Raw genomic sequence first — 26,256 nt, forward strand, 5'->3', positions numbered from 1 at the left:
GCTGCGGATAGGCGTTGAGAGCGCAGGGGCCACTGGGAACACTACGCATCCCCTGAACACCGCCCCGAGCGACCCGATCCCATGGCCATTCCCACCGACATCCAGCCCGCCGTCTTCCAATCGCACAACCCTGCCACCGGCGCACTGATCGAGTCCGCCACCGGCCATGGTTCGGCCGAGATCGAAGCCCGCGTGGCGCAGTCCCACGCCACCTGGAAGACCTGGTCGCGCACGCCCATGGCCGAGCGCAGCGCCATGCTGCACCGCCTGGGCGATCTGCTCGAGCAGCGCGCCGAACAATACGGCCGGCTCATCACCACCGAGATGGGCAAGCCGCTGGCCGAGGCCATCGCCGAGGTGAAGAAGGCCGCCCTGGGCGCGCGCCACTTCGCCGACCAGGGCCCGGGCTACCTGGCGCCCGTGCCCATCGAAGGCATGAACGCCCGGGTGGTCTACGAATCGCTGGGCCCGGTGTTCGCGGTCATGCCCTGGAACCTGCCCTTCTGGCAGGTGCTGCGTTTCTTCATCCCCACCGCGCTGGCGGGCAACACCGTGCTGGTCAAGCATGCCGAGACGGTGCAGGGCTGTGCGCGTGCACTCGAACAGCTGGTGCTCGACGCCGGCGCGCCCCCCGGCCTGTACCTGAACCTCGCGATCCGCCGCGGCGCGGTGGCGGCCGTGGTGGCCGACCCGCGCGTGCGCAGCGTGACCGTCACCGGCAGCACGCAGGCCGGCCGTGCGGTGGCGGCCGAAGCCGGCGCCCATGGCAAGAAGGCCGTGCTCGAGCTGGGCGGCTCCGACCCCTTCATCGTCTGCGAGGACGCGGACTTCGAGCGCGCGGTGCAGCTGGCCGTGACCTCGCGTTTCTCGAACAACGCGCAGAGCTGCATCGCGGCCAAGCGCTTCTTCATCCAGGAGGCCATCGCCGAGAAGTTCCAGGCGGCCTTCGTCGCACGCGCCTCGGCCCTGCGCATGGGCGACCCGCTGCAGCCCGACACGCAACTGGGCCCGCTCGCGCGCGCCGACCTGCGCGAGAGCGTGCATGCGCAGGTGCAGGCCGCGCTGGCGCAAGGCGGCACGCTGCTGTGCGGCGGACAGCCGAACGAAGGGCCAGGCAATTTCTACCCGCCGACCGTGATCGCGGGCCTGTCGCACGACGCGCCCATCGTGCAGGAAGAGATCTTCGGCCCGGTGGCCTTGCTGTTCACGTTCAAGACCGACGAAGAAGCGATCGCGCTGGCCAACGCCACCGAGTTCGGCCTGGGCGCGACCATCTGGAGCCGCGACCTCGAGCGTGCGCACAAACTCGCATCGGCGGTGGAGGCCGGCGCGGTGTTCATCAACGACTTCGTGCGCTCCGACCCGCGTGCATCGTTCGGCGGCGTCAAGGGCTCGGGCTTCGGCCGCGAACTCGGCGCGCTGGGCGCGCGCGAGCTGACCAACGCCAAGCTGGTCTTCGTGGGGTGAGCGCTTCACACGACAACGCGCCGCGGCTGGAGATGCGCGCGATCCGCAAGGTCTTCGGCGCCGTCACCGTGCTGCGCGAGGTGAGCCTGCAGTGCCGCGCCGGCCAGGTGCATGCGATCTGCGGCGAGAACGGGGCGGGCAAGTCCACGCTGATGAAGGTGCTGGGCGGCATCCATGCGCCCGATGGCGGAGAGATCCGGATCGACGGCCAGGCCGTGCGCTTCGGCCACCCGTCGGAGGCGCGCCGTGCCGGCATCGCGATCATCCACCAGGAGCTCGCGCTGCTGCCGCACCGCACGGTGGCGCAGAACATCTTCCTGGGCCACGAGCCCGCGCGCTGGGGCGTGATCGACACGCAGGCGATGAACGCCGGCGCCGAGGCGGCCCTGCGCCGTGTCGGCTGCCACATCGACCCGCGCACCGAATGCGGCCGGCTCTCGGTGGCCGAGCAGCAGATGGTCGAGATCGCCAAGGCGGTGTCGCTGGACGCGCGCATCCTGGTGCTCGACGAACCCACGGCCGCGCTCGACGACGTCGAGTCGCAGAAGCTCTTCGACCTGATCGCCGAGCTGCGCCGCGCGGGCGTGGCCATGCTCTACATCTCGCACCGCATGGCCGAGGTGATGGCACTGGCCGACGACATCTCGGTCATCAAGGACGGCCAGCTGATGGCCACGCTGCCGGCCGCCGAGGCCACGGTCGACCGCATCGTGCGGTTGATGGTGGGGCGCGAGCTCAGCGACTTCTATCCGCCCGCGGCCGCCCAGCCGCCGGGCGCCGAGGTGCTGGCGGTCGAGCAGGGCGGCAACGACCGGCTGCACGGCATCGACCTGCGCCTGCATGCGGGCGAGATCGTGGGCGTCGCGGGGCTGGAAGCCTCGGGCAAGGTCGAGCTGGCGCGCGCGCTCTACGGCGAGCGCCGTTTCACGCGCGGCACGGTGCGCGCCTGGGACGGCAAGGGCGCGGCCCGCAGCCCGCGCGAGGCGGCGCAACGCGGCATCGGCTACCTGCCCGACGACCGCAAGCGCGAGGGCCTGGGCCTGCAGCAGTCGCTGCGCGACAACGCGGCGCTCACGCTGCGAGCGCTGGCCGGGCCTTTCGCGGGCGCGGGCAGTGCACGGCGTTCGCGTAGCCGCATCGATGCGCTCCTCAATAAGGTGGAGGTGCGCGCCGCCGATTTCGAAATGCCGGTGGGCGCGCTCTCGGGCGGCAACCAGCAGAAGGTGATGGTCGCCCGCTGGATGGCGCGCGAGCCGCGGCTGTGGATCGTCTGCGAGCCCACGCGCGGCATCGACGTGGGCGCCAAGGCCACCATCTACCGGCTGTTGCGCGACTACGCCGACGCGGGCGGCGCGGTGCTGGTGGTGTCCTCGGACGTGGCCGAGATCATCGGCCTGTGCGACCGCATCTGCGTGATGGCGCTGGGGCGCATCGTGGCGCAGCTGCCGCGCGGTGCGTCCGAAGAAGCCGTCATTGCGCAAGCCGTGCGGCACGACGTAGCCGAAGGGGTGCCGGCATGAGCGCGCAACCGCATTTCGCGCGCCGCCACCTGATCCCGATCACGCTGGTCGCGATCTCGGCCTGCGTCTACATCGGCACCGCGATCGCGACCGGCCAGCATGCGCAGCTCACGCTGGCCGGCGTGATGGGCCTGGTGCAGCGCATGGTCGCGCTGGGCCTGGTGGCGCTGGGCCAGAACTTCGTGATCCTGGCCGGCTCGATCGACCTGTCGGTGGCCAACCTGATCAGCGTGAGCGCGGTGCTCGCGTCGTACTTCATGCAGGGCGACACCGGTGCCATCGGCTATGCGGTGGTGGGCGTGCTCGGCGTGGCCGCCGCGGTCGGCGTGGTCAACGGCCTGCTGGTCGCGCGGCTGGGCGTGAGCCCGCTGATCGCGACGCTGGGCGTGGGCCTGGTGCTGCAGGGCGTGCTCACCGTGGCCTTCACTTCGCTGCAGGGCCAGGTGCCCAAGGCCTACCAGGCGCTGGCCTATGGCAGCGTGGCCGGCGTGCCGATCGCGGTGCTGGTGCTGGGGGCGGTTGCGGTGGCGGCGGCCCTGGCGCTCACGCGCACGGTGGCGGGCGCGCACCTGTTCGCGGTGGGCGGCAACGCCGACAGCGCGCGGCTCGCGGGCATCCGCACCTCGCGCGTGACCATCGGCGCGCATGCGGTGGCGGGCCTGATGTCCGGCCTGGCTGGGCTCTACCTCGCGAGTTGGCTGGGGGCAGGCACGCCCTGGGTCGGCCGCGACGGCGGCTACGACCTCGACTCGATCGCGGCCGTGGTCATCGGCGGCACCCTGCTGGCCGGCGGGCGCGGCAGCATCGCCGGCACCATGGCGGGCGTGTTCGTGTTCGCGACCCTCGACGCGGTGTTCAACATGCTGCAGATCGACGCCTTCCTGAGCCAGGTGCTGCGCGGGCTGATCGTGGTCATGGCGGTCGGGGTCTACACCTTCCGCAACAAGGGGCATGTGGCATGAGCGCCGCGCCGGGCCGCCCCAAGCAAGCTCGCACCGCAGTGCGAAGCACGGAGGTTTTCGAATGAAGCAGCTCCGCAAAGTAAATCCGGCGCTGGTGCTGCTGCTGGTCCTGTTGGCCACGATGGTGTGCATGAGCCCGCTCTACCAGACGGCACCGGGCTTCATGAGCTTCCTGCAGCGCGCGGCACCGCTGGTGATCCTGACCTGCGGCGCGTCCTTCGTGCTGATCGCCGGCGGCTTCGACCTGTCCTCGGGCGCGCTGATCACGCTGGTGGTGATCGGCTGCGCGCTGATCACCAACGGCGACCCTTCGATGACCTGGACGGCCGTGGCCGCGGTCTACGGCATGGGCCTGGCGGTGGGATTGCTCAACGGCCTGATCGTCACGCAGCTCAAGGTGCCTTCGATCATCGCGACGCTGGGCGGGCTGCTGTCGATCAAGGGCCTCGCCATGGTCTGGTCGGGCGGGGCGCCCTCGGGCTACCTGCCGCCCAACCTGCGCTACCTGGGCCGCGGCGTGCTGCGCGACATGCCCGTCACCGGCACGCTGCCCATCGCGGTGATCGTGCTGGTGGGCTTCGTCGCGCTGTACTACTGGCTGATGCACCGCACCAACTTCGGCCGGCTGGTGCTGATGATCGGCGACAACCCGGTGGCCGCCGAACTCGCGGGCGCGCCGGTGCGCCGGGTGCGGGTGGCGGCCTTCGTGCTGTCTTCGCTGTCGGCGGTCACGGCGGGCATCCTGCTGGGCGGCTTCTCGGGCGTGTCGGTCGATGTGGGCACCGGCTACGACCTGCAGGCCATCGCCGCGGCCGTGATCGGCGGCGTGGTGCTACTGGGCGGGCGTGGCTCGATCCCGGGCGCCTGCATCGGCGCGCTCACGCTCTACACGCTGTTCACCGTGCTCAACTTGCTGGGCTTCTCCGAGCCGCTGCGGGTCGCAGTGCAGGGCCTGATCCTGATCGGCGCCGCGGCCCTCACGGCCTGGCGCCACCAGCGCCGCTAGCGCGGAGGTCCTGCATGCAATGAACACCTTTTTTCCTCGTCATCGCGTTCCCGTTCCCACAACAGATCCACAGGAGACACCCTCATGAAACTCACCCCTTCCATCCGGCCGCAGGCCTTGCGCTGCGGCGCCCTGGTGCTCGCGCTCGCCGCCCCTGCGGGCGCCTTCGCGCAGGTCGCCAACGTCAACGTCGACCAGGAAATGCAGGCCCAGGCGCAGCTCATGGCCGCCAAGCCCGAAGGCCCGGCCGACCAGCCCTGGCTGCAGCACATCGGCGGCAAGAACATCGACACCGCCAAGTACAAGAAGAAGGGCCCGTACACGCTGTGCTTCTCGAACGCCAGCGTGAGCAACCCCTGGCGCGTGGTGGGCTGGAACACCATGCAGGCCGAGGTCGAGCTCAACAAGGCCGACATCAAGGGCTTCGAGTACGCCGACGCGCAGGGGAAGGACGAGAAGCAGATCTCCGACATCCGCTCGCTCGTGAACAGCGGCAAGTGCGATGCGCTGATCGTCTCGCCCAACACCTCGGCGGCGCTCACGCCGGCCGTGGAAGAGGCCTGCAAGAAGCTGCCGGTCGTGACCTTCGACCGCTCGGTCAACAGCCTGTGCCCGGTGACGGCCGTGCGCTCCATTGGCGGCTACGCCTGGGGCAAGGTCGGTGCCGACTTCATCGCGGCCAATGCGCCCAAGGGCGGCAAGGTGCTGGTGCTGCGCACCGCGCCGGGCGTGGACCTGTTCGAGACGCGCTGGGCTGCGGCCAGGAAGGTGTTCGACGACGCCGGCCTCAAGGTGGTGGGCAACGAGTTCGTGGGCGGCGACCGCGCCAAGACCAAGGCCACGGTGGCCGACTATCTGAGCCGCAGCGGCAAGATCGACGCAGTGTGGGTCGACCTCGGTGCCGTGTCGGTCGCCGTGGCCGAGGCCTTCGAGGACGCGGGCCAGCCGTACCCGATCATCACCGGCGAAGACCAGCAGGATTACCTGCAGGCCTGGAAGAAGAACGGCTTCAAGGGCATCGCGCCGACCTACCCGGCCTACCAGTGGCGCACCGCGGTGATCGCCGCGCTCAAGACCCTCAAGGGCGAACCGCTGCCGGGCCCGACCTGGGTGCTGCCGCAGCCGAGCATCACCGCCAAGGAGCTGCCGCTGTACGTCAACGAGAAGCTGCCACCGCTGCACTACTCGATGTGCGGCTGCGAAAAGATGCCGGGCTACCCGCAGCGCTGGGGCGGCAAGCAGTGATGGCCCAGAAGATCGACTACCTGATCCTGGGCGGCGGCACCGCGGGCTGCGCGCTCGCGGCGCGGCTGTCGGAGAGCGCGGACAAGCAGGTGCTGCTGGTGGAAGCCGGCCGCGACCTGCGGCCCGATGCCATGAGCGACAGCATCCGCAGCCGCTACCCCGGCCTGGCCTACCTCGACAAGCAGAACCTCTGGACCGCGCTGGTCGCCACCGTGAGCGGCGCGCCCACGCGCCAGCCCCACCGCACGCCGCGCGGCTACGAGCAGGCGCGCGTGCTGGGCGGCGGCTCGGCCATCAACGCGATGGTGGCCAACCGCGGCGCGCCCGACGACTACGACGAATGGGCACGGCTCGGCGCCGAAGGATGGAGCGGCGACGTCGCGCTGCAGTACTTCCGCAAGCTGGAGCGCGACTGCGACTTCGACGACAAGTACCACGGCCAGACCGGCCCGATCCCGGTGCGCCGGCTCGCGCCGGGCAGCGTGTCGCCCTTCGTACAGGCAGTGTGCCGCTCGCTGAAGCTGCGCGGCCATCCGCAGTACCCCGACCAGAACGGCGAATGGAAGGACGGCGTGTTCCCGGCCGCGATCGCCACCAGCGACGAGGGCCAGCGCGTGCCCGCCTCGATCGTCTACCTGACGCCCGAGGTGCGTGCGCGCCAGAACCTGCGCATCCTCACCGACACCCAGGTGCAGCGCCTGCTGTTCGACGGCGGCCGCGTGATCGGCGCCGAGGCCGGCGGCCAGCCGCTGCATGCGGCGCAGACCATCGTCTGCATGGGTGGCATCCACTCGGCCGCGCTGCTGCTGCGCAGCGGCATCGGCCCCGCCGCCGACCTCGAGGCCCTGGGCATCGCGGTCAAGGCCGACCGGCCCGGCGTGGGCGCCAACCTCATGGAGCACCCGCTGACGGCCGTCTCGACCTACCTGCCGCCCGCCTCGCGCATGAAGGACCTGGCCGAGCACCACGACCAGGCGCTGCTGCGCTACACCTCCACGAGCATCCCCGACGCGCCCGCGGGCGACATGCACGTGGCCATCCTCGGTCGGACCGCCTGGCATGCGATCGGGCAGCGCATGGGCACGATGCTGGTGTGGGTCAACAAGTCCTACTCGCGTGGCACGGTCAAGCTGCGCTCGGCCGATCCGAACGAGGAGCCGGCGGTGGACTTCAGGCTGCTGTCCGATCCGCGCGACCTGGCGCGGCTCAAGGAAGGCTTCGGCGTGGCGGCCAAGGCGCTGGCCGATGCCAGCCTCGACGGCGTGCGCGGTACGGTGTTTCCCACCAGCTATTCGGAGCGCGTGCGCAGGGTCTCGGCGCCGGGCGCATGGAACGCCTTCCAGATGGGCGCGCTGTCCTTCGTGCTCGACTGGGCCGGGCCGCTGCGCGGCGCGATCGTGCACGGGCTGATCACGCTGGGCGTGCGCATCGACGACCTGCTGGCCGACGACGCCAAGCTCACCGAGTTCGTCGGCAACGGCGTGGCCGGCGTGTGGCATGCCTCGGGCACCTGCAAGATGGGCGCGGCCGACGACCCGATGGCCGTGACCGACGGCGCGGGCCGGGTGCACGGTGTCGAGGGGCTGCGGGTGTGCGATTCGTCGATCATGCCGTCGATCCCGCGCGCCAACACCAACATGCCGACCCTGATGCTGACCGAGCGCATCGCGGACCTGATCAAGGCCGAGGCGGCGCGCTTCGCGCTGGGCGATCGGCACGCGGCCTGAGCGGCTTCAGCGGGCCGCGAAGGCGCGCTGCAGCGTGTGCGACAGCTCGCCCACCAGCGCCTCGCGCTGCGGCGAGGCACGCCGGAAGTGGCGCGCCACGCCGCCGCCGGCCTCCCATTCGGGATGGTTGCGCGCCGGCTGCGCGGCGCGCACCGCATCGGCCGCGGCGCGCGTCGGCGCATCGCCATCCTTCGAGGCTTCTTCCGTGCTGATGCGCTGCGTGGCCGCATGGCCGCGTCGCTCCAATGCCTGCGTGAGCTGCATCTGCCATGTGGCCAGCGCGAACAGCACGCGGTCTTCGACCGTGAGCTCGTGCAGGGCGCGCAGCTTGTTGGCCAGCTTGCGGCCCAGCGGACCCCAGCCCTGGGAGATCGCGCCGCCGATGGCGCCGCCCAGGGCCGCACCCGCGCCGAGCGACAAGCCGGCCAGCGCGAGGTCGGCCACCACGCCCACGGCCACGCCCACCGCGGCCCCCTTGCCCAGCCGCAGGCTCGCGTCCTTGAGCGCCTCGGGGCTGAAGAAATCCATCGACCAGCGGCCCTCGAGCAGCGGCAAGGCGGCTTCGGCCGCATCGCCTTCGCGGAAGCCGTAGAGCGCGAGCAGGTCGGAGGTGCAGCGCTGCGCCTTGGCCGACACGGCCTGCTGCAGCGCCGCGATCTGTGGTGCGCGGCGCGCCGCGTCGTCGAACTCGGCCGCGGGCAGCGTGCGGCGCGTGGCGGCCACGTCGACCAGCAGCTCGGCGATGCGCGCGGCGGCGTCGCTGCGGCGCTGCGCAAATTCGGCGTCGAGCGAGGCGATCACGTCCTGCAGTTGCGCGCGGCGTTCGCGCAACAGCGTAACCAGGTCTTGGTAGAGGTCGTGCTCGGCACCGACGAAGGGGGCGGCCGCATCGAAGCGCACCACCGCATGCATGCCGTAGGCCGCCAGCAGCGTGCGCCATTCGGCCTCGCGCGCGGCGGTGTCACGCACGAAGTTGAGCACCGGCAGCACCGGCCGCGCGCAGGAGCGCAGCAACTCGATCTCGTCGCGGTACTTGGGCAGCACCGGCTCGCGCGCGTCGATCACGAGGAAGGCGGCATCGACCTCGAGCAGCGTGCGCAGCACCTTGGCCTCCTGCTCGAAGCTGCCACGTGCTTCGGGCCCTTCGAGGAAGCGGCGGATGCGCTCGGGCGGCGTGGGGGCGTCGCCGAGCTGCGCGATGTGCGCGCGCAGGCTCACGGCGTCTTCGAGCCCCGGCGTGTCGAAGAACTGCACGGCCGCGCGTTCGCGCACCTTGAGTTCGATGCGCTCCACATGGCGCGTGGTGCCGGGTCGCGCCGAGACCTCGCCGAAGTCGACGCGCCGTGTCAGCGTGCGCAGCAGCGAGGTCTTGCCGGCGTTGGTGTGGCCGACCACGGCGATGCGGATGGCGGGGTCTTGCATGCTCACCATCCTGCCAGCGCGTCGCTCAGCCGCTCATGCGCGGCGATGCGTTCGAGCCCGGTGTCGCGCAGCCAGTCGCGCCAGCGCTGGGCGCCCCCCTCGGAGGACGCGACGGTGCCGTCGTCGGCCAGCAGCCAGAGCCGGCATTCGCCGCAGTGCGCGAGCAGCTCGCGCAGCAGGCGCTCGGTGCCGCGGTCCGGACTGGCCGCGGCGCGGCAGGCCAGCAGCAGGGTGCGCGGCCGCAGCTGCGCGGCCGTGTCGAGCAAGGTGCGCCGCGCCTCGGCGCTGCCGTCGGTGCGCAGCACCCGCGCCTCGGCGGGCAGGTCGGCCGGCGGCCAGGCGAGGTCCGGCGGCAATTCGAAGCCGGCGACGATCAGTGCGTCGAGGGTGTCCATGGGGCGCAGCGGGACGCTGGCCCGCGCCGCGCCGGGGTCGGCATCGACGATGGCCGCTGGCGCCAATGACTCGAAGCGTGCCGCCAGCCGGCGGTGGTAGGGCGCGTCGAGTGCGGGTTGCAGGCCGCGCTTGCGCCATTGCCACATCGCCGCGCTCAGCAGCAGGAGCAGCGCGCGCGGCAGCAGCCCGTAGACCACGATGCAGCCGGTGAGCCACAAGGCCCAACTGCGCTGGCGCGCCGCATCGGCCATGCCGCCCGGTGCCAGCACCACGCTGGCGTCGGGCGTGGCGAAGCCGAACACCGCGGGCAGACGGCCCAGCCACTGCACCGCCTGCAGGAAGAACTGAGGGTCGAGGATGGTCGTCTCCCAGTTCAGCGTGTAGCGGTGGAAGGCCAGCGCGAAGAGCAGGGCGCCCAGCACGACGACGAAGGACAGCGTCCAGATGCCATGGCTGACCAGCCCCAGCGCCCAGGGCAGCAGGCGCGCGCGCGCCAGCAGCCGGGTGGCCGCACGCACCAGCACCGGCGCCTGGCCCTGGCGACCGCCCGCGACGCGCGCCGTGAGCGTCATCCACAGCCAGCCGAAGGACATGCGGGGCGCCCGCAGGGGCAGCAACAGGCCGAGCAGCCAGGCCAGCAGCGTCAGCAGGTGCAGGCCCAGCAGGCTGATCAGCGCCGCCATGATGTTGATGCGGCGCTCGGCGCCGCCGACCACGCTGCCCGCCAGGCCCAGGCCCGCGAGCACGATGGCCAGCACCAGGCCGAGGCCGATCCAGGGTGCCCATTGGCGGGCGCGTGCGAGTTCGGGGGGCAGGCCCAGGCGCTGGCCCAGCAACTGTGCGCGCAACGCGATGCGGCCGGGCAGGTCGGTCCGCTGGACCATGGCTTCGCGCATCGCCGCCGCGTCGTCGAGCGGGCCGGCCTCCTCGATCAGCTCGACGGCTTCGGTGATCAGCGCATTCGGCGGCGGCGTGGCGGCGGTCGGACGCGATGCGATGTTCAACGGCTTTTCTCGGTTCTTCTTCGGCACCGGCGCATGAGGCCGGCGGGGTGCGGGAAATTATGCCGTGCGCACCAACGCGAAGGGGCCGCGAACGGCCCCTTCGAATGGCCGGCCTTGCAGCCGGCGCTCTGGCTTGTCGAATTCAGCGCAGGCCGAAGAACGACAGCACAGCAACCACGACCACGACCAGACCGACGATATAGATGATGGAATTCACGCGAGGGCTCCTCTTTGTTGACAACGTCGACAGCCTCTCACGCAGCCCATTTTTCCCTGTCGGCGGCCAGCGGCGTGTGCTGTAGGACGCACCGATCTTTGCGCGGCGGGCCGCGCGCCCGCCCGCAGAATCGCCGCTGATTTCACTCTTCGTCACCGACCGACATGCCCATGCTTCGCTTTCGCTCCTCTCTCCTGCTGTGCAGCCTGGCCTTCACCGGCCTCTGCTCGGCGGCCGACCCCGCAAGCGACGACGCCCGCCAGGCCCGCCTGTTCATCGATCCTGCGGGTCAGGCTCAGTTCAGGCCGCCCGCGGGCTGGAAGGCGCTGTCGACCTCCGAAGGGCAGGGCAAGCGTTTCTTCTTCTACAGCCACGCGCTGCCCGGCGTGAAGGACGCGCTTGCGGTGGCCCGCGTCTCGCTGAGCCCGGTGGCGCGCTCGGTGCGGCTGGACGACCTCACGCCCGATGAGCAGCGGGCGGCCGAGCGCGCCAGCAGTGCCGCCATCGAGGACATGCAGCGCGAGGTCGACGCCATGCCCGGCCTCGATTTCCTCGCGGGCGGCACGCAGTACATCTACACCGCGCTCGAGGACGGCAAGCGCTTCCACTATTCGCAGTTCATCAACGTGAAGGGCGTGACCCAGAAGGACCAGGCGCTGCGGCCCGCGGTCGCGATCGGGTTGCGCTGCCGCAACGCGGTGGCCGAGGGCGCGCCGGGCGCGGCCAAGGCGGCGGAGGCGCTGGAGGCGAGCTGCTACCAGACGTTGCTGGGGCTGCAGACGCGCTGAGGGCAGGCAAGGGGAGGACGCATACGGCGCCCGCGTGTGCGGTGCGGGGGCCGCAACAGAAGCGTCACGCACGCGTAACCGACGTGACACCGCGCGTGCCTACGCTCGGCAGCCCCTCTGCTCTTGTTTGCTCCCATGTCCCAGTCCAACGATCCGCACGACCTTCCCTCGACCGTGCCCGCTGCGCCTTCCGAGCCCGCACCGTCCTTCGGTGAAGGTCCGGCGCGTCGACAGATCCTCAAGTTCGGTGCCGGCCTGCTGGCCGTGACCGGCAGCTCCCTGCTGGCCGCCTGCGGTGGCGGCAACAACGATGCCGCGGCCACGCCCGCGCCCCCCGCGCCGGCGCCCGCACCTGCGCCGGCCCCCGGCCCGGCACCGGCGCCCGCGCCGATCTCCAGCTTCGCGCTCGCCGTGATGCCCGACACGCAGTTCTACGCCCGCTATGCGACCTCGGCCGAAGGCAGCGAGTACATGACCCGCTTCGGCAACGAGCCCTTCTCGGCCCAGACGGGCTGGATCGCGGCCAACGCCAAGGCGCTGAACATTCCCTTCACGATCCACCTGGGCGACGTGGTCGACCAGGTCGGCAAGCCCGACCAGTGGAAGGTGGCGGACGCCGCGATGAAGCTGCTCGAGGCCGCCAAGCAGCCCTACAGCGTGCTGGCCGGCAACCACGACGTGCTGCGGGACATCGATTTCGGCGTCGATCCCGTCGACGGGACCGAGGCCAACCGCAACCTGGCCAACGAGCCCTACCTGCAATGGTTCGGCAAGACGCGCGCCGCGGCCCAGTCGACCTTCCGCGGACGCGACCCGAGCGGCTTCCACGAGTACCACGTGTTCGAGGCGCAGGGCCAGAAGTTCATGGTGCTCTCGCTCTCGTGGCGCATCTCCGATGCGGGCATCGTCTGGGCGCGCCAGGTCATTGCGGCCAACCCGACGCTGCCGGTGATCCTGGCCAACCACCAGCTGCTCAACATCGCCGCCGACGGCGTGAGCCCGCTGGAGACGGGTTACGGCCAGATGTTGTGGCAGAAGCTGATCCGCGACAACGACCAGATCTTCATGACGCTCAACGGCCACCACCACGGCGCGGCCCATCTCACGAAGACCAACGACTACGGCCATGCGGTCGAGGAGATGGTGGTCGACTACCAGATGGCCTACCAGGGCGGCAACGGCCTGATGCGGCTCTACGAGTTCGACCTGACGAACAAGAAGATCAAGGTGCTGTCCTTCTCGCCCTGGGTGCCGCAGAAGCCGGCTGCGACCCTGACCGCCTTCGACCAGGCCGTGCTGACCACGCCCAACGAGGAGTTCAGCATCGACATGGACTTCAGCCAGCGCTTCGGCGGCTTCAACAAGTCCTTCGGCGTCGGCGAAGCGACCGTCGCCAGCTCGCTGGTAGCGCAGGCCAAGGCCATGCTGCTCAAGAACTACGTCGAGCCCGAGGTCGCGACGCCGCGGCCCGCGGCAAACGCCGACGACTATCCGAAGGTCGCGAACACGCTGGCCCACTGGCGCTTCTTCGGCGGCACGGCGAACCAGGCGGTGCCGGTGGGCGCGGTGATCGCCGACGTGACCGGCGCCAATCCGCTGCACCGCGATGCGCTGAACCAGGGCGGCATCCAGAGCGCGCAGGCCGGCGACATCGTGTGGAGCGACGACCGCCATTTCCTGTCGGCCGCGCCGGGTTCGGTGCGCTTCCTCAACACCGACAAGAACGTGCCGCGCCTGAGCTACTTCCTCACGGACGCCGCCGCGCCGATCAATGCGCAGACGCTCGAGAACGGCTACACGGTCGAGGCCTTCATCAAGATCGACCCGGGCTGGACCAGCGGCAAGCAGGCCTGGATGAACATCATGACGCGCGACGGCATCCGCGGCCAGCTGCCGGGGTGGAACGGCGGCGATGGCGAATCGCCGCCGATGCTGTTCGCCATTTCCAGCCTGCGCGAAGTGCAGTGGGAAGTCGTGCCCACGCAGGGTTCACGTACCGGCCGCACCAACTGGTCGGGCGAGATCATCGCGGGCGGCTGGGTGCACATCGCGATCGTCAACGACCCCGTGACGCACAACACCACGATGTATGTCGAGGGCGCGCCGGTGCTGCGCAACACCAGCAATGCGCAGGGCCTGTCGACCCTGTCGGCCAGCTCGCCCTGGGTGGTCGGCGGCGGCTCGTGGGATGGCGGCCGCGCCGACGGCTTCTTCGGCAACATCGGCGAGGTGCGGGTGGTGGCGGCGGCGCTGAAGTCCTCGCAGTGGCTCACCGCACGCGCCAGCTGAGGCGCGCCGGCGAGCGCTTCAAGACCTGATCACTGCTCGCCCAGGAAACCGCCGCTCTGGTGCGCCCAGAGGCGGGCATAGAGCCCGCCCTGGCCCAGCAGGGTGGCGTGGTCGCCTTCTTCCACCACCTTGCCTTCGTCGAGCACGATCAGCCGGTCCATAGCGGCGATGGTCGAGAGCCGGTGGGCGATCGCGATCACGGTCTTGCCTTCCATCAGCCGGTACAGGCTGGCCTGGATCGCGGCCTCGACCTCGGAGTCGAGTGCGCTGGTGGCCTCGTCGAGCAGCAGGATCGGCGCGTCCTTGAGCATCACGCGCGCGATGGCGATTCGCTGGCGCTGGCCGCCCGAGAGCTTCACGCCGCGTTCGCCCACATGCGCCTCGTAGCCGCTGCGGCCCTTGGCGTCGCCCAGCGAGTCGATGAAGGCCTGCGCCTCGGCGCGTTCGGCGGCTTCGCGGATCTCGTCGTGCGGTGCGTCGGGGCGGCCGTAGGCGATGTTGTCGGCCACCGAGCGGTGCAGCAGCGAGGTGTCCTGCGTGACCATGCCGATGTGCTTGCGCAGCGAATCCTGCGTGACCTGCGCGATGTCCTGCCCGTCGATCAGGATGCGGCCGCCATCCAGGTCATGGAAGCGCAGCAGCAGGTTCACCAGCGTCGACTTGCCCGCGCCCGAGCGGCCCACCAGGCCGATCTTCTCGCCGGGGCGCACCGTCAGCGTCATGTCGTCGATCACGTTCGGGCGGCCTTCGCCGTAGCGGAAGCTCGCATGCTCGAAGCGCACCTCGCCGTGCGGCACGGCCAGCACCGGTGCGGCCGGCGCGTCGACCACGGTGCGCGGGCGCGACAGCGTCTTCATGCCGTCCTGCACCGTGCCGATGTTCTCGAACAGGCTGGTCATCTCCCACATGATCCAGTGCGACATGCCCTGCAGCCGCAGCGCCATCGCGGTGGCCGCGGCCACCGTGCCCACACCGACCACGCCGCGCGACCACAGCCACAGCGCCATGCCCGCCATGCCGGCGGTGAGCGCCATGCTCAGGATGTGGTTGGTGATCTCGAAGGCGCTCACCAGCCGCATCTGGGCCTGTCCGGTGGCCTGGAACTCCTGCATGGCCGAGCGTGCGAAGCCGGCTTCGCGCTGGGTGTGCGAGAACAGCTTGACGGTGGCGATGTTGGTGTAGGCGTCGGTGATGCGCCCGGTCATGAGCGCGCGCGCATCGGCCTGCGCCTTGCCGATCTTGCCCAGCCGCGGCACGAACCATGCAAGCTGTGCGACGTAGAGCAGCAGCCACACGATGAAGGGCACCATCAGCGTGGTGTCGAGCACGGCCGCCAGCACGATCAGCGTGGCGACGTAGACCCCCATGGCCACCAGCACGTCGGCCAGCACGAAGATGGTGTCGCGCACCGCGAGCGCGGTCTGCATCACCTTGGCCGTGATGCGGCCGGCGAACTCGTCCTGGTAGAAGGCCATGCTCTGGCCGAGCATCAGGCGGTGGAAGTTCCAGCGCAGCCGCATCGGCAGGTTGATGGCCAGCGTCTGGTGCTTGACGATGGTCTGCATCGCCACCACCGCGACGCTCGCCACCAGCGCGGCGGCCAGCCACATCAGCGTGGTGCCGCGGTCCTCCCAGAGAAGCGCCGGGACCTGGCCGCCGAGCCAGTCGACGATGCGGCCCAGCATGGCGAACAGCAGGGCTTCGAAGGCCGACATGACCGCGGTGAGCCCCGCCATCGCGGCGATCTTGCCGCGCGTGCCCTGGGTACAGGCCCAGAGAAAGGCGAAGAAGCCGTCAGGCGGCGGCACGGGTTCGGCGGCGGGGTAGGGCTGGAGAAGTCTTTCGAAGAAACGGAACAAGGCAGACGGTCTTTCAAGTGAAAAAAGGCGCCAGGCGCCTTTTCGAGAGGGCTCCACTGTACCGGGCGCGCGGCGCCCATGCCCGCGTCAGGACTTTGCCGCGACCATCTGCCGCACGCGGCGCGCCAGCGCGTCCAGCGTGAAGGGCTTGGTCATGATCTCCATGCCGGGATCGAGGTGGCCGTTGCCCACCACCGCGTTCTCCGCATAGCCGGTGATGAACAGCACCTTGAGCTCCGGGCGCGAGGCACGGGCGGCATCGGCCAGCTGGCGGCCGTTCATGCCGCCGGGCAGGCCGACGTCGGTGATCAGCAGGTCGATGGCCGCGCTCGACTGCAGCACCGCCAGGCCGGCCGCACCTTCCTCGGCCTCGAGCGTGCGGTAGCCGAGCTCGCCCAGCACCTCGGTCACCAGCGAGCGCACCGAGGGTTCGTCGTCGACCACCAGCACCAGGCCCGCGCCGGGGACCTCGGTCGCGTCGAGCGGCGCGGGCGGCTCGTAGGGGGCTTCGGCTTCGTGGTGGCGCGGCAGGTACACGCACAGGGTCGTGCCCATGCCGACCTCCGAATAGACCCGCACCTGGCCGCCCGACTGGCGCGCGAAGCCGTAGACCATCGACAGACCCAGGCCGGTGCCCATGCCGATGGGCTTGGTCGTGAAGAAAGGCTCGAACACCCGCTGCGCCACCTCGGGCGACATGCCGGTGCCGGTGTCGGTCACGCACAGCGAGACGTACTGGCCGGCGGGCAGGTCGCGGTCGCGCGCGGCCCGCTCGTCCATCCACTGGTTGGCCGTCTCGATGGTCAGGCGGCCGCCGCCTGGCATCGCGTCGCGCGCGTTGAGGCACAGGTTGAGCAGCGCGTTCTCGAGCTGGGGCGGATCGACGCGCGTGATCCACAGCCCGACCGCGCCCACCACTTCGAGCCGGTTCTCCGGGCCGATGGTACGGCGGATCAGTTCCTCCATGCCGCGGATCAGCCGGTTGATGTCGGTGGCCTTGGGGTCGAGCGTCTGGCGCCGCGAGAAGGCCAGCAGCCGGTGCGTGAGCGCGGCCGCGCGCTTGGCCGCACCCTGGCCGGTGTGGATGTAGCGCTCGAAGTCCTCGTAGCGGCCCTGGCGCAGCCGGCGCTGCATCAGCTCCAGGCTGCCGGTGATGCCCGAGAGCAGGTTGTTGAAGTCGTGCGCCAGCCCCCCGGTGAGCTGGCCCACCGCTTCCATCTTCTGGGCCTGGCGCAGCGCATCTTCTGCGGCCTCGCGCTCCTGCGATTCCTTGCGCAGCCGGGCCAGTGCGCTCTCGACCTCGTGCGTGCGTTCGGCGATGCGCGCCTCCAGGCTGTCGTTGAGCGCGCGCAGCGCGTTGCCGGACTCCACCTTGTCGGTCACGTCGACGCCCTCGGCAAAGATGCCGGTGGCGGCGCCGTTGGCGTCGAGGATGGGCTGGTAGACGAAGTCGAGGTAGCGCTCGGTCAGCCCGGCGCCCGGCTCGCGCTGCAGCGCGATGCGCAGGCCCTGGCCGACGAAGGGCACGCCGCTGCGGTAGACCTGGTCGAGCCGTTCGTAGAAGCCCTGTCCCGTGAGTTCGGGCAGGGCCTCGCGCACCGGCTTGCCCTCGACCGCACGGTGGCCGATGAGCTGCTGGTACGAGGCGTTGACCAGCTCGAAGACATGGTCCGGTCCGCGCAGCACGCACATGAAGCCGGGCGCCTGCTGGAACAGGTCGCGCAGGCGGTCGCGCTCGGCGGTGCGCGCGGCCAGCGCCTCGGCGTTGGCCAGGCTGGGCGCAACCTGGCCGCTGAGCAGCTGGACGAAGCTCATGGCGTCGTGCGTGGCCGGCGCATAGGGGCTGGCCCCGCACACCAGGAAGCCGGCGGCGCGGGCCGAGCCCTGGGGCGGCAGCTGGACGATGAAGGCCGATGGCGCGGGGCGGTCCCAGGGGCCGTGCGGGAGGTCGTCGGCAGCGTCGAGCGGCTGGATGAAGGCGGTCTCGCCGGCCGCGAGCCGGTCGAGCGCCCAAGGCTGTGTCGCGTCGGCGGCCAGTGCCTCCGGCGCCAGCCGATGGCCGCGCGCGATGCCGGTGGCGCAGGCCAGGTGCGCGGTGCCGGTGGCGTCGAACAGGTACATCAGCGCGAAGGGCAGGTCGCGTTCGCTCTGGGCCAGCGCGTCGCGCGTGGCCCGGACCACGGCCTCGCGCGTGTCGCAGGTGGCCAGGCCGGCACCGAGCTCGCGCAGCGCGCGCAGGCGGCGTTCGCTGATCACGCGGCCGGTGTCTTCGGACACCGCGCAGAACAAACCCTCGACCTGGCCGCCCGCGCCCAGCAGCGGACTGTAGGAAAAGGCGTGGTAGGTCTCCTCGGGATAGCCGGAGCGCTCCAGCAGCAGCATCAGCGCATCGTCCCAGGTCGACTCGCCCTTGTCGTAGACGGTGCGGATGCGGCCTTCGACGTCCTTCCAGATCTCCGACCACAGCACCCGCGTCGGCATGCCCAGCGCACGCGGGTGCTTGAGGCCCAGCGTGGGCCGGTAGGCGTCGTTGTAGAAGAAGGCGACGTCGGGGCCCCAGCCCAGCCACATCTGGAAGCGCGAGGTCAGCAGGATGCGCAAGGCGACTTTGAGCGCCTCGGGCCACTGGGCCGGCGGCCCGAGCGGCGTGGCGGCCCAGTCGTGCGCGCGCATGCGCTGGGCCATCTCGCTGTCGCCGACAAAGATGTCGGCGTTCAGCGCCGATCCGGAAGTTGTCGGGTGCTTCATTTCGCGAAAAATGTAGCAGGCCGTTTCAGGCCGCCGCGTCGGACAACATCCCAGCCGGAAGCAGCGGCCGATCTGATCAGCGCGCGTTCGGCCGGATCAGGAATTTCTCCCCGGTCGCGCGCTGGTTGTAGCGCGCGATGGCGGCCGGCGACAGCACCTCGGTCAGCGACAGCTCGCCCGCGTAGCGGCTGGCGAAGGTGGTCTTGAGTTCGGCGGCCACGCGCTGCTTGAGCAGCTGCGCAGCCGCGGGGCCGATCTTCTGCAGGAAGGGAAACAGCAGCCAGCCGCCCATGCCCCAGGCCATGCCGAAGCTGCGGTTGAAGGTGGTGGGCCGGACGTCGAGGCCGCCGTAGAGGTAGACCTGCTTGTCCGTGCTCGAGCCGTAGCGGTTGTAGACCTTGGCGGTGCGGGCGATCGCCGCTTCCATGCAGGCAAGGATCTGGCCGGCCAGCGGGCCGCCGCCGGTGGCGTCGAAGGCCAGCGTGGCGCCGGTCGCGGCCAGCGCATCGGTCAGGTCGGCGAGGAAGCTCGGGGCGCTGGCATCGCAGACGTGCGTCGCACCCATGGCCCTGAGCAGCGCGACCTGTTCGGGCTTGCGCACGATGTTGACCAGGCCGATGCCATCGGCCAGGCAGATGCGCTGCAGCATCTGGCCCAGGTTCGAGGCGGCGGCCGTATGGACCAGCGCGGTGTGGCCTTCGCGCTTCATGGTCTCGACCATGCCGAGCGCGGTCAGCGGATTGACGAAGGACGAGGCGCCGTCGGCCGGCGTGGCGTCGTCGGGCAGCAGCAGGCACTGGTCGACCGGCACCGCGCGGAACTGCGCATACATCGCGCCGCCCAGCACCGCCACGGTCTTGCCGAGCAGGGCCTGGGCCGCGGGCGACTTGCCGGCGTCGACCACCACGCCCGCACCCTCGTTGCCCACGGGCATCGGTTCGTCGAGCCGCGCGGCCATGGCCCGCATCCCGGCGTCGGGGATGCGCGCGGTGAGCAGCGGACGCTCGGCCGTGCCGCCGGCGACCGCGGTCTCCAGGTCGGCGGTGCCGAACAGCAGGCCCAGGTCCGAGGGGTTGAGCGGCGCGGCCTCGATGCGCACCAGCACCTCGTTGTCGGCCACCGCGGGGATGGGCAGTTCGGCGAGCGACAGCTCGAGTTCGCCACTGCGCTTCACGAGCGAGTGGAGTTGAAGGGCGGTGCGGGGAATGTCGAGGGCCATGGAGCCTCCAGAATGAGCAGATCGCAGTTTAGGACGCCATGACGTTCAGGCTGTGTCGCCGTCGCGGCACAGCGCCTGGCCCAGGTGGTCGATGAAGCTGCGCAGCTTGGGCGCCATGTACTGCCGGCTGGTGTAGACCGCGAACAGCGTGACGGCCTGGGCGCTGTACTCGGGCGCCACGCGCACCAGCGTGCCGGCCGCCAGGTCGTCGTCGACCAGCCACTCGGGCAGGAAGGACATGCCCAGGCCCGCGCGCACCGCATGCAGCGTGAGCGTGGTGTCGTCCGAGCGCAGGACCGGATTCAGCCGCAGCGGCGCCTGCCGGCCGCCGGGCCCCTTGAGCGACAGGCCCTCGATGTTCACATAGCTGGGCACGATGGCGCCGAGCCGGGCCAGCTCCGACGGCAGCGAAGGCGTGCCGGCGCGTGCCAGCAATGCGGGCGTGGCGACCAGGTGGAACTGCACGCGGCACAGGCGGCGCGCGATCAGCGCGGGCGAGGGCTCCTGCGTCGCGCGCAGCGCCAGGTCGTAGCCGTCGGCTGCGAGGTCGACCTTGCGGTTCTCCAGGTGCATGTCGACCAGCACCTCGGGAAAGGCGTCGTGGTAGCTGGCCAGCACGCGGGCGAAATGCGGCGTGGCGCACCACACGGGCGCACTGACCTTCAACTGGCCGCGCGGCGCGTCGTTCTTGCGGCCGATGGCGGCCTCGGCCGCGTCCAGCAGGTCGAGCGCCTGCGCGCTCTGCGCGTACCAGGACTCGCCCGCCTCGGTCAGGCTCAGGTGCCGGCTCGAGCGGTTGAGCAGCCGCGCGCCCAGCGACTTCTCCAGCTGCGCGACATGCTTGCTGGCCATCGGCGCCGAGAGGCCAAGGCGGTCGGCCGCGGCGGTGAAGCTGCCCGCGTCCACCACGTCGCGGAACACCCGCAGGCTGGTCATGCGGTCCATGGATGGTTTCCTGTGGAGAAATGAATCGTTGAATCCTAGCCCATCGATTTCCTGATGGGAAATCTCTAGACTGGCGCAAAAGGAGCCTCTCCATGACCACCACGATTGCCACCGACCGCCTGCTGCCCACCTATTTCATCTCCCACGGCGGCGGCCCGTGGCCGTGGATGAAGAAGGAGATGGGCAATGCCTACGCGCAGCTCGAGGCCTCGCTGGCCGACATGCCGCGCCAGATCGGCCGCGCGCCGCGCGCCATCCTCATGGTGTCCGCGCACTGGGAGATGCCCGCCTTCACGGTGCAGGGCAACCCCAAGCCGCCCATGATCTACGACTACGGCGGCTTCCCGGCCCACACCTACCAGGTGCACTACGACGCGCCGGGCTCGCCCGAGGTGGCGCGGCGCGTGGTGGCGCTGCTCGAGGCCGCCGGCTTGCCGAGCGCGATCGATGCCGAGCGCGGCTTCGACCACGGTGCCTTCTCACCGATGGCGGCGATCTACCCGAAGGCCGATGTGCCCATGGTCCAGCTCTCGCTGAAGCGTGGCCTCGACCCGGCCGAGCACATCGCGCTGGGCCGCGCGCTGGCGCCGCTGCGCCGCGAAGACGTGCTGATCGTCGGCAGCGGCCTGAGCTATCACAACCTGCGCAACTTCGGCCCGCAGGCCCGCGATGTGTCGAAGGCCTTCGACGACTGGCTCGACATCGCGGTGGTGGGCGCGACGTCGGAGGCGCGGGTCGCGCACCTGCTCGACTGGGCCTCGGCCCCCGCGGCACGCATCGCGCATCCGCGCGAGGAGCACCTGATCCCGTTGATGGTCGCGGTCGGCGCGGCCGAAGCGGAAGCGGGCGAGCGCGTGTACCACGAGCAGGATTTCATGGGCGGGATCGCGGTGTCTAGCTTTCGCTTCGGGGCCGTCTGAGGCCGATTCGGCCTCGGGGCCTCTGTCTGTCTGGCGGGCTTCAGCGCTGCTGAACCGCCACCTTCAGGCCGAGGCCGATGAAGATCGTGCCGACGATCTTGCCCTTCCAGCGATGGAGCCACGCGATGCGACCCAGGATGCGCCCCAGAGGGCGCGCGGACAGCGCGAACGCGGCGGAATAGAGCGCGCTCAGCACGACGAAGATCAGGCCCAGCACCGTGAACTGCAGGAAGCTGGAACCGCGCTCCGGATGCACGAACTGCGGCAGGAAGGCGAGGAAGAACAACGCGGTCTTCGGGTTCAGCACCTCGGCCGGAATGGCCTGCAGGAAGGCTTGTCTGGCCGTGACGCGTGGCCGCGGCGCCTCGACCGCCGAATCGCCCGTCTTCTCGAGCATGGCCTGCACACCCAGCCAGATCAGGTAGCCCGCGCCGACCAGCTTGATGACGTTGAAGGCCAGCGCCGAGGTCATCAGGATCGCCGACAGGCCGATGGCCGCCGCCATGGCATGGACGAAGTCGCCGCAGGCGATGCCCAGGCCCGTGGCGACACCGACAGCGCGCCCGCCTTGCGCGGTCCGTATGAAGACCAGCACCACCGCCGGGCCTGGGATCAGGAACAGGCCGATGACGACGGCGGTATAGGACAGCAGGGTGGACAGTTCGAACATCGCGATTCCATCGGGCGCGCAAGGCAGGACGGTCATGGTAACCATCCGCGGGCTTTGCCGGGTGTCCCGGCCGCATCGCTCGCCGCTGCGGTGCAGGTCTCGGGGCGCCGCGCCGCCTGCCCAGTTGCTCATGCACGCCTGACTGCCGTCGGCCAACGCTGCAAGCGCAACCTACGATGACGGCTCACGGCCTTCAGCGGTCTTGCAAACATATAAGGACGAGGACTGCGACGTCCGGCTCTAGATGAAACATGCCTGCCCCCGTTGCCAGGAACTGAGCATCTCCGGCCTTGCCAAGCGCTGGTCGGACCGCGGCTTTCCTGCGAAGTGTGAAAAATGCGGCTGCCTATCGCACGTACTGGCAAGTACATCCAGCGGTATCGTCGTCGGAACGTTTCTAGTCATCATCGGATCGATGGTCGCGGCTGCCGGCGCCATGTCCTATCCCCTCGCCGTGAGCGGCGTCTGCTTGGGCGTCGCTTTCAACATGTGGGCATGGAGGCAGGCAGAGCTGGTTCCCATTCCCAAGGAGAACGTGGACAACGCGAGGGCCGCGGGCTGGGTTCTCACGGGCGTATACGCGCTCATTGCGATGTTTGGGAGTTAGCAGCTGTTGAACTTCTCCTGCGTGTGAACGGGTCCCGAAGGACCATCGTCGTAGATGCCGTGTTCTTGCTCATGACGCAGTGAAGACGATGCCTGGATCAGAGGGGATGCAGGAGGCGTCGTTCACGGTGGTCAGGCTCGAGGACTTCGTGCGGTCGGACCCTCCACTGAGGGCCATCCGCGGTGTGGTCAACGAGGCACTGAGCCGCTTGAACGGCCTGTTCAACCTCATCTACGCAGAGACAGGTCGCGCATCGATCGCCAACTGGTCGAGCAGATCCGCCACAACTGCTGTGCCGCTGCTTCATCGGACTGGCCATCGACGAGGCGGTCTGGGACCACTCGAGCTTCTCCAAGAACCGTGACCGCTTGCTTGAAACACGCGGTGGTGGAGAGCTTCTTCGCCGAAGTGATGGCGCTGGCCGAGCTGCGCAAGCTGCTCAGTCGCGATCGTTTCTCGGTGGACGGCACGCTGATCCAGGCCTGGGCAGAACGACCGCGGCGGACAAGGCCTACGACACACGAGACTTCGTGCAGCGTGCAGCGTGCAGCGTGCAGCGTGCAGCGTGCAACGTGCAACGTGCGGCGGGTCACGCCGCACGTGGCCAGCCATCAGACGCGCTGGGGCGGCACGTGATCGACGCGAGAACGACCAGGCACCCAGCCAGGCGGTGAGCCAGACGAAGCGCAGGTGCCTCGAGGAGCACTTCGGCTGGGGCAAGACGGTTGGGGCGGATCCGCCAGACGGTCTGCCGAGGGATCCGGCGTGTGGACCAGCAGTTCAAGTTGACGATGACCGCGAGCAACATCGTGCGAATGGCGCGAATCTTCAGTTCGATGCCGCAAGCGATGGCGCGGTGAGGTAAAGCGGGGGGCGCTGAAGGCGCATCTGCCTCGCCTTGAGCCGAACACGTCGCCACGCCAGCGCCCCGCCGCTCCAAAGAACTCACGACAAAGTCCCTCAGCGACTTCAAGCAGCGAAATTCAACAGCCTGCCAAGTCGATCGACGACGATCGACGACGCGCTACCCGGCACGCCTGCAGCAGAAGGTCGCCCACCCCAGTGATCAGATTTCATCTTCGCAAACTTTAGTTTGCGCACTAGAGGCGCGATGGCAGCGCGGGCTCCCCCACGAGCCCGACGTTGATTACCGAATGTGAACGAAATGTGAACTTGCTCACAAGCCGTTTGTCGTGAGCATGCGTTTCAAATGTATCTTTATGTATATTCGTAAAAGGCTTTTTTCGAGGCCTGGACGGTGCGGCGATGCTCGTGCCGTCTTCAAAGAATCTGGAGACAATCTTGCACACCCACGTCAGCCCCTCTCGCCTGCGCCGCCCGAATCTCGTTCGCACCCTCATCGGCACGGTCGTTGCCACCCTCGTTACAGGCGCCTTCGCTGAGCCGGTCATGAACGTCGGCGACGGTCAAATCGCCGCGGGAAGCACCGAAGCCATCAACGGCGGCCAAGCCTTCGGCATCCAAACCACGGCAAACTCGGCACAGAGCACTGCAGACCACGCAGGAGCCATCGCCGCGCAAGCGATCAAAGATGCGAACAAGGCGCAGAACAGCGCCGACGCCGCCCAGAACATCGCCAGCACCGCCCTGAGCGTGGGCAACACGGCGAAGAACGCTGCAGACAATGCGCAAAACACCGCCGACAATGCAGCGAGCGCCGCTGCCAGCGCACAGGGTACGGCCGACCTGGCGGTGACCAATGCAAGCGCCGCGCAGAACATTGCCTACGCCGCACGCGACGCGGCCGACAGCGCCATGAACGTGGCCACGACGGCTGACAAAGCCGCCTTCAAGGCCCAGAACACCGCCACCAGCGCCACCATAATCGCTGGCGTGGCGCTTGACGTCGGCAACAAGGCACAGAATGCCGCGAACAACGCGCAGAGCAGCGCGAATTCGGCTTCGGCCGCCGCCGGCGCTGCACAGACGACCGCCAACACCGGCGTGAGCGCGGCCGCAACAGCGCAAACCACAGCCAATGCGGGTGTAAGCGCCGCAGCTGCCGCCCAAACCTCCGCCAACGCAGCTCAGACCACCGCCAATGCCGGCGTGAGCGCGGCTGCAACAGCGCAGACCACAGCCAATGCGGGTGTAAGCGCCGCAGCTGCCGCCCAAACCTCCGCCAACGCGGCTCAGACCACCGCGAATGCCGGCGTGAGCGCTGCTGCTGCGGCCCAGACCACGGCCGACGATGCACAGCGCCTGGGCCTGAACTCCGCCCAGTACGCGGCCGGCGGCGCCGAACTGCAGCTGCGTGCCAATGGCGGCGCGGGCACGACCATCAGCAACGTGCGCGCAGGCGTCGCAGGAAGTGATGCGGCGAACGTCGCTCAAGTCCAGCAGGCGCAACAGACCGCGATCGTGACGGCCAACGGCTTCACGACCCAGCAGGTGGTGGCGCTGCAGGAGGTCATGAACAAGGCTTTCGAGAATGGCTTGTGCAGCTTCAGCAGCGGCAATGTCACCTGTGGCACTGGCAGCAAGGCCACGGGCACGGGAGCGACCGTCATCGGTCGCAATGCCGTGGCCGACGGCGACGACACGACGGCCATCGGCAACGGCGCGCAGGCGAGCTTTGCCGGCTCGGTGGCCATCGGCGCGGGCGCGAAGGCGCTGGCGGATCCGACCACGGCGGTGGGCAACAACGCGATCGCCGCGGGCAACAACTCGGTCGCCCTGGGCGCCAACACGCTGGCCGTGGGAAGCAACTCCGTCGCGCTGGGTCAGGGCTCGGTGGCTACGCGTGACAACACCGTGTCGGTGGGTGACGCATCGGCCGGCCTGACGCGCCAGATCACGAACGTCGCGCCAGGCACTGCGGCAACCGATGCGGCCAATGTGGGTCAAGTGCAGCAGGCCGTGAGTGCAGCGACGCAAGATGCCAGGACGTATGCAGCGAAGGGTGTGGCTGCGGCGCTGGCGATGCCCCAGATGCCGGCACTCGCACCCGGCAAGCATTGGACCGGTGTCGCCGTGGGCGCCTACTCTGGCGAAAGTGCAGTGGGTGCGGCCTGGGGCTACCAGGTCAATGAAGCCTTGAACATCGGCGTGGGCATCTCAGGCGCGATGAGCAGCGGCACCAGCCGGGTCGCGACGCGGGTTCAGTTGGGCTACGCCTGGTAAGACGGGCGTCCATGTGAACAAGGGGCCGGCTTCCACACACCCGCTGAGATGTTCAGCGAATGTGTTGTGTCGGCCAGTTGAATCCGCCGCCGACTTTGGCC

Annotated in this window: 18 protein-coding genes and 1 pseudogene; 11 read left to right on the forward strand and 8 right to left on the reverse strand. The window is 69.7% G+C overall.

What is annotated here, in order from left to right:
- Positions 1 to 81: 81 nt before the first annotated feature.
- The 6 genes from K0H49_RS11860 to K0H49_RS11885 all read left to right on the forward strand — a co-directional run bounded on the left by K0H49_RS11860 (position 82) and on the right by K0H49_RS11885 (position 7,927).
- Positions 82 to 1,467 carry an NAD-dependent succinate-semialdehyde dehydrogenase gene (locus K0H49_RS11860; RefSeq protein WP_219212296.1) on the forward strand — a complete coding sequence of 462 codons (1,386 nt, stop codon included), beginning with the start codon at positions 82 to 84 and terminating at the stop codon, positions 1,465 to 1,467.
- Complete coding sequence (locus K0H49_RS11865) at positions 1,464 to 2,987, forward strand: sugar ABC transporter ATP-binding protein (protein WP_219212299.1); 1,524 nt, start codon at positions 1,464 to 1,466, stop codon at positions 2,985 to 2,987. Before K0H49_RS11860 ends, K0H49_RS11865 begins: the two co-directional genes overlap by 4 nt.
- Positions 2,984 to 3,949 (forward strand): ABC transporter permease, encoded by a 966-nt coding sequence (locus tag K0H49_RS11870; RefSeq protein WP_219212301.1) that lies wholly within the window; start codon positions 2,984 to 2,986, stop codon positions 3,947 to 3,949. Before K0H49_RS11865 ends, K0H49_RS11870 begins: the two co-directional genes overlap by 4 nt.
- Before the next feature lie 61 nt (positions 3,950 to 4,010).
- Positions 4,011 to 4,955 (forward strand): ABC transporter permease, encoded by a 945-nt coding sequence (locus K0H49_RS11875; protein WP_219212304.1) that lies wholly within the window; start codon positions 4,011 to 4,013, stop codon positions 4,953 to 4,955.
- Positions 4,956 to 5,039: 84 nt separating this feature from the next.
- Positions 5,040 to 6,200 (forward strand): ABC transporter substrate-binding protein, encoded by a 1,161-nt coding sequence (locus K0H49_RS11880; protein WP_219212306.1) that lies wholly within the window; start codon positions 5,040 to 5,042, stop codon positions 6,198 to 6,200.
- Positions 6,200 to 7,927 (forward strand): GMC family oxidoreductase, encoded by a 1,728-nt coding sequence (locus K0H49_RS11885; protein WP_219212308.1) that lies wholly within the window; start codon positions 6,200 to 6,202, stop codon positions 7,925 to 7,927. Before K0H49_RS11880 ends, K0H49_RS11885 begins: the two co-directional genes overlap by 1 nt.
- Before the next feature lie 6 nt (positions 7,928 to 7,933).
- Here the strand turns inward: K0H49_RS11885 and K0H49_RS11890 are convergent, their stop codons facing one another.
- From K0H49_RS11890 to K0H49_RS11900, 3 genes are all read right to left on the reverse strand, one after another.
- Entirely contained in the window at positions 7,934 to 9,349 is a 1,416-nt protein-coding gene (locus K0H49_RS11890; RefSeq protein WP_219212310.1) for a GTPase/DUF3482 domain-containing protein, read from the reverse strand.
- Between the two features lie 2 nt (positions 9,350 to 9,351).
- A complete protein-coding gene (locus K0H49_RS11895; RefSeq protein WP_257624674.1) occupies positions 9,352 to 10,749 on the reverse strand; it encodes a DUF2868 domain-containing protein in 1,398 nt (465 codons plus the stop codon).
- Positions 10,750 to 10,891: 142 nt separating this feature from the next.
- Entirely contained in the window at positions 10,892 to 11,122 is a 231-nt protein-coding gene (locus K0H49_RS11900) for a hypothetical protein (protein WP_219212312.1), read from the reverse strand.
- 14 nt (positions 11,123 to 11,136) lie between these two features.
- Here K0H49_RS11900 and K0H49_RS11905 point away from each other — a divergent pair, with 14 nt between their 5' ends.
- Both K0H49_RS11905 and K0H49_RS11910 read left to right on the forward strand, forming a co-directional pair.
- Complete coding sequence (locus K0H49_RS11905) at positions 11,137 to 11,754, forward strand: hypothetical protein (RefSeq protein ID WP_219212315.1); 618 nt, start codon at positions 11,137 to 11,139, stop codon at positions 11,752 to 11,754.
- A 135-nt stretch (positions 11,755 to 11,889) separates the two neighbouring features.
- Positions 11,890 to 14,043 (forward strand): LamG-like jellyroll fold domain-containing protein, encoded by a 2,154-nt coding sequence (locus tag K0H49_RS11910; RefSeq protein WP_219212317.1) that lies wholly within the window; start codon positions 11,890 to 11,892, stop codon positions 14,041 to 14,043.
- Between the two features lie 29 nt (positions 14,044 to 14,072).
- Here K0H49_RS11910 and K0H49_RS11915 read toward each other — a convergent pair whose 3' ends face one another.
- From K0H49_RS11915 to K0H49_RS11930, 4 genes are all read right to left on the reverse strand, one after another.
- Entirely contained in the window at positions 14,073 to 15,902 is a 1,830-nt protein-coding gene (locus K0H49_RS11915) for an ABC transporter ATP-binding protein (protein WP_219212319.1), read from the reverse strand.
- Between the two features lie 87 nt (positions 15,903 to 15,989).
- A complete protein-coding gene (locus K0H49_RS11920) occupies positions 15,990 to 18,650 on the reverse strand; it encodes a hybrid sensor histidine kinase/response regulator (protein ID WP_219212320.1) in 2,661 nt (886 codons plus the stop codon).
- A gap of 76 nt (positions 18,651 to 18,726) precedes the next feature.
- Positions 18,727 to 19,869, reverse strand: a complete 1,143-nt coding sequence (locus K0H49_RS11925) for a zinc-binding dehydrogenase (protein ID WP_219212322.1) — start codon at positions 19,867 to 19,869, stop codon at positions 18,727 to 18,729.
- A gap of 45 nt (positions 19,870 to 19,914) precedes the next feature.
- Positions 19,915 to 20,814: a LysR family transcriptional regulator gene (locus tag K0H49_RS11930; RefSeq protein ID WP_219212324.1), complete on the reverse strand. Its 900-nt coding sequence runs from the start codon at positions 20,812 to 20,814 to the stop codon at positions 19,915 to 19,917.
- 92 nt (positions 20,815 to 20,906) lie between these two features.
- Between K0H49_RS11930 and K0H49_RS11935 the strand changes: the two genes are divergently transcribed.
- Positions 20,907 to 21,734: a DODA-type extradiol aromatic ring-opening family dioxygenase gene (locus K0H49_RS11935; protein ID WP_219212326.1), complete on the forward strand. Its 828-nt coding sequence runs from the start codon at positions 20,907 to 20,909 to the stop codon at positions 21,732 to 21,734.
- Positions 21,735 to 21,774: 40 nt separating this feature from the next.
- Here K0H49_RS11935 and K0H49_RS11940 read toward each other — a convergent pair whose 3' ends face one another.
- Positions 21,775 to 22,404 (reverse strand): LysE family translocator, encoded by a 630-nt coding sequence (locus tag K0H49_RS11940; RefSeq protein ID WP_219213258.1) that lies wholly within the window; start codon positions 22,402 to 22,404, stop codon positions 21,775 to 21,777.
- A 695-nt stretch (positions 22,405 to 23,099) separates the two neighbouring features.
- Here K0H49_RS11940 and K0H49_RS11945 point away from each other — a divergent pair.
- Both K0H49_RS11945 and K0H49_RS11950 read left to right on the forward strand, forming a co-directional pair.
- A pseudogene (locus K0H49_RS11945) lies at positions 23,100 to 23,871 on the forward strand (transposase).
- 442 nt (positions 23,872 to 24,313) lie between these two features.
- Positions 24,314 to 26,155, forward strand: a complete 1,842-nt coding sequence (locus K0H49_RS11950; protein ID WP_257624675.1) for a YadA family autotransporter adhesin — start codon at positions 24,314 to 24,316, stop codon at positions 26,153 to 26,155.
- Positions 26,156 to 26,256: the final 101 nt, after the last annotated feature.

Source organism: Variovorax boronicumulans, from assembly GCF_019352895.1.
Taxonomy (GTDB): Bacteria; Pseudomonadota; Gammaproteobacteria; order Burkholderiales; family Burkholderiaceae_C; genus Variovorax; species Variovorax boronicumulans_A.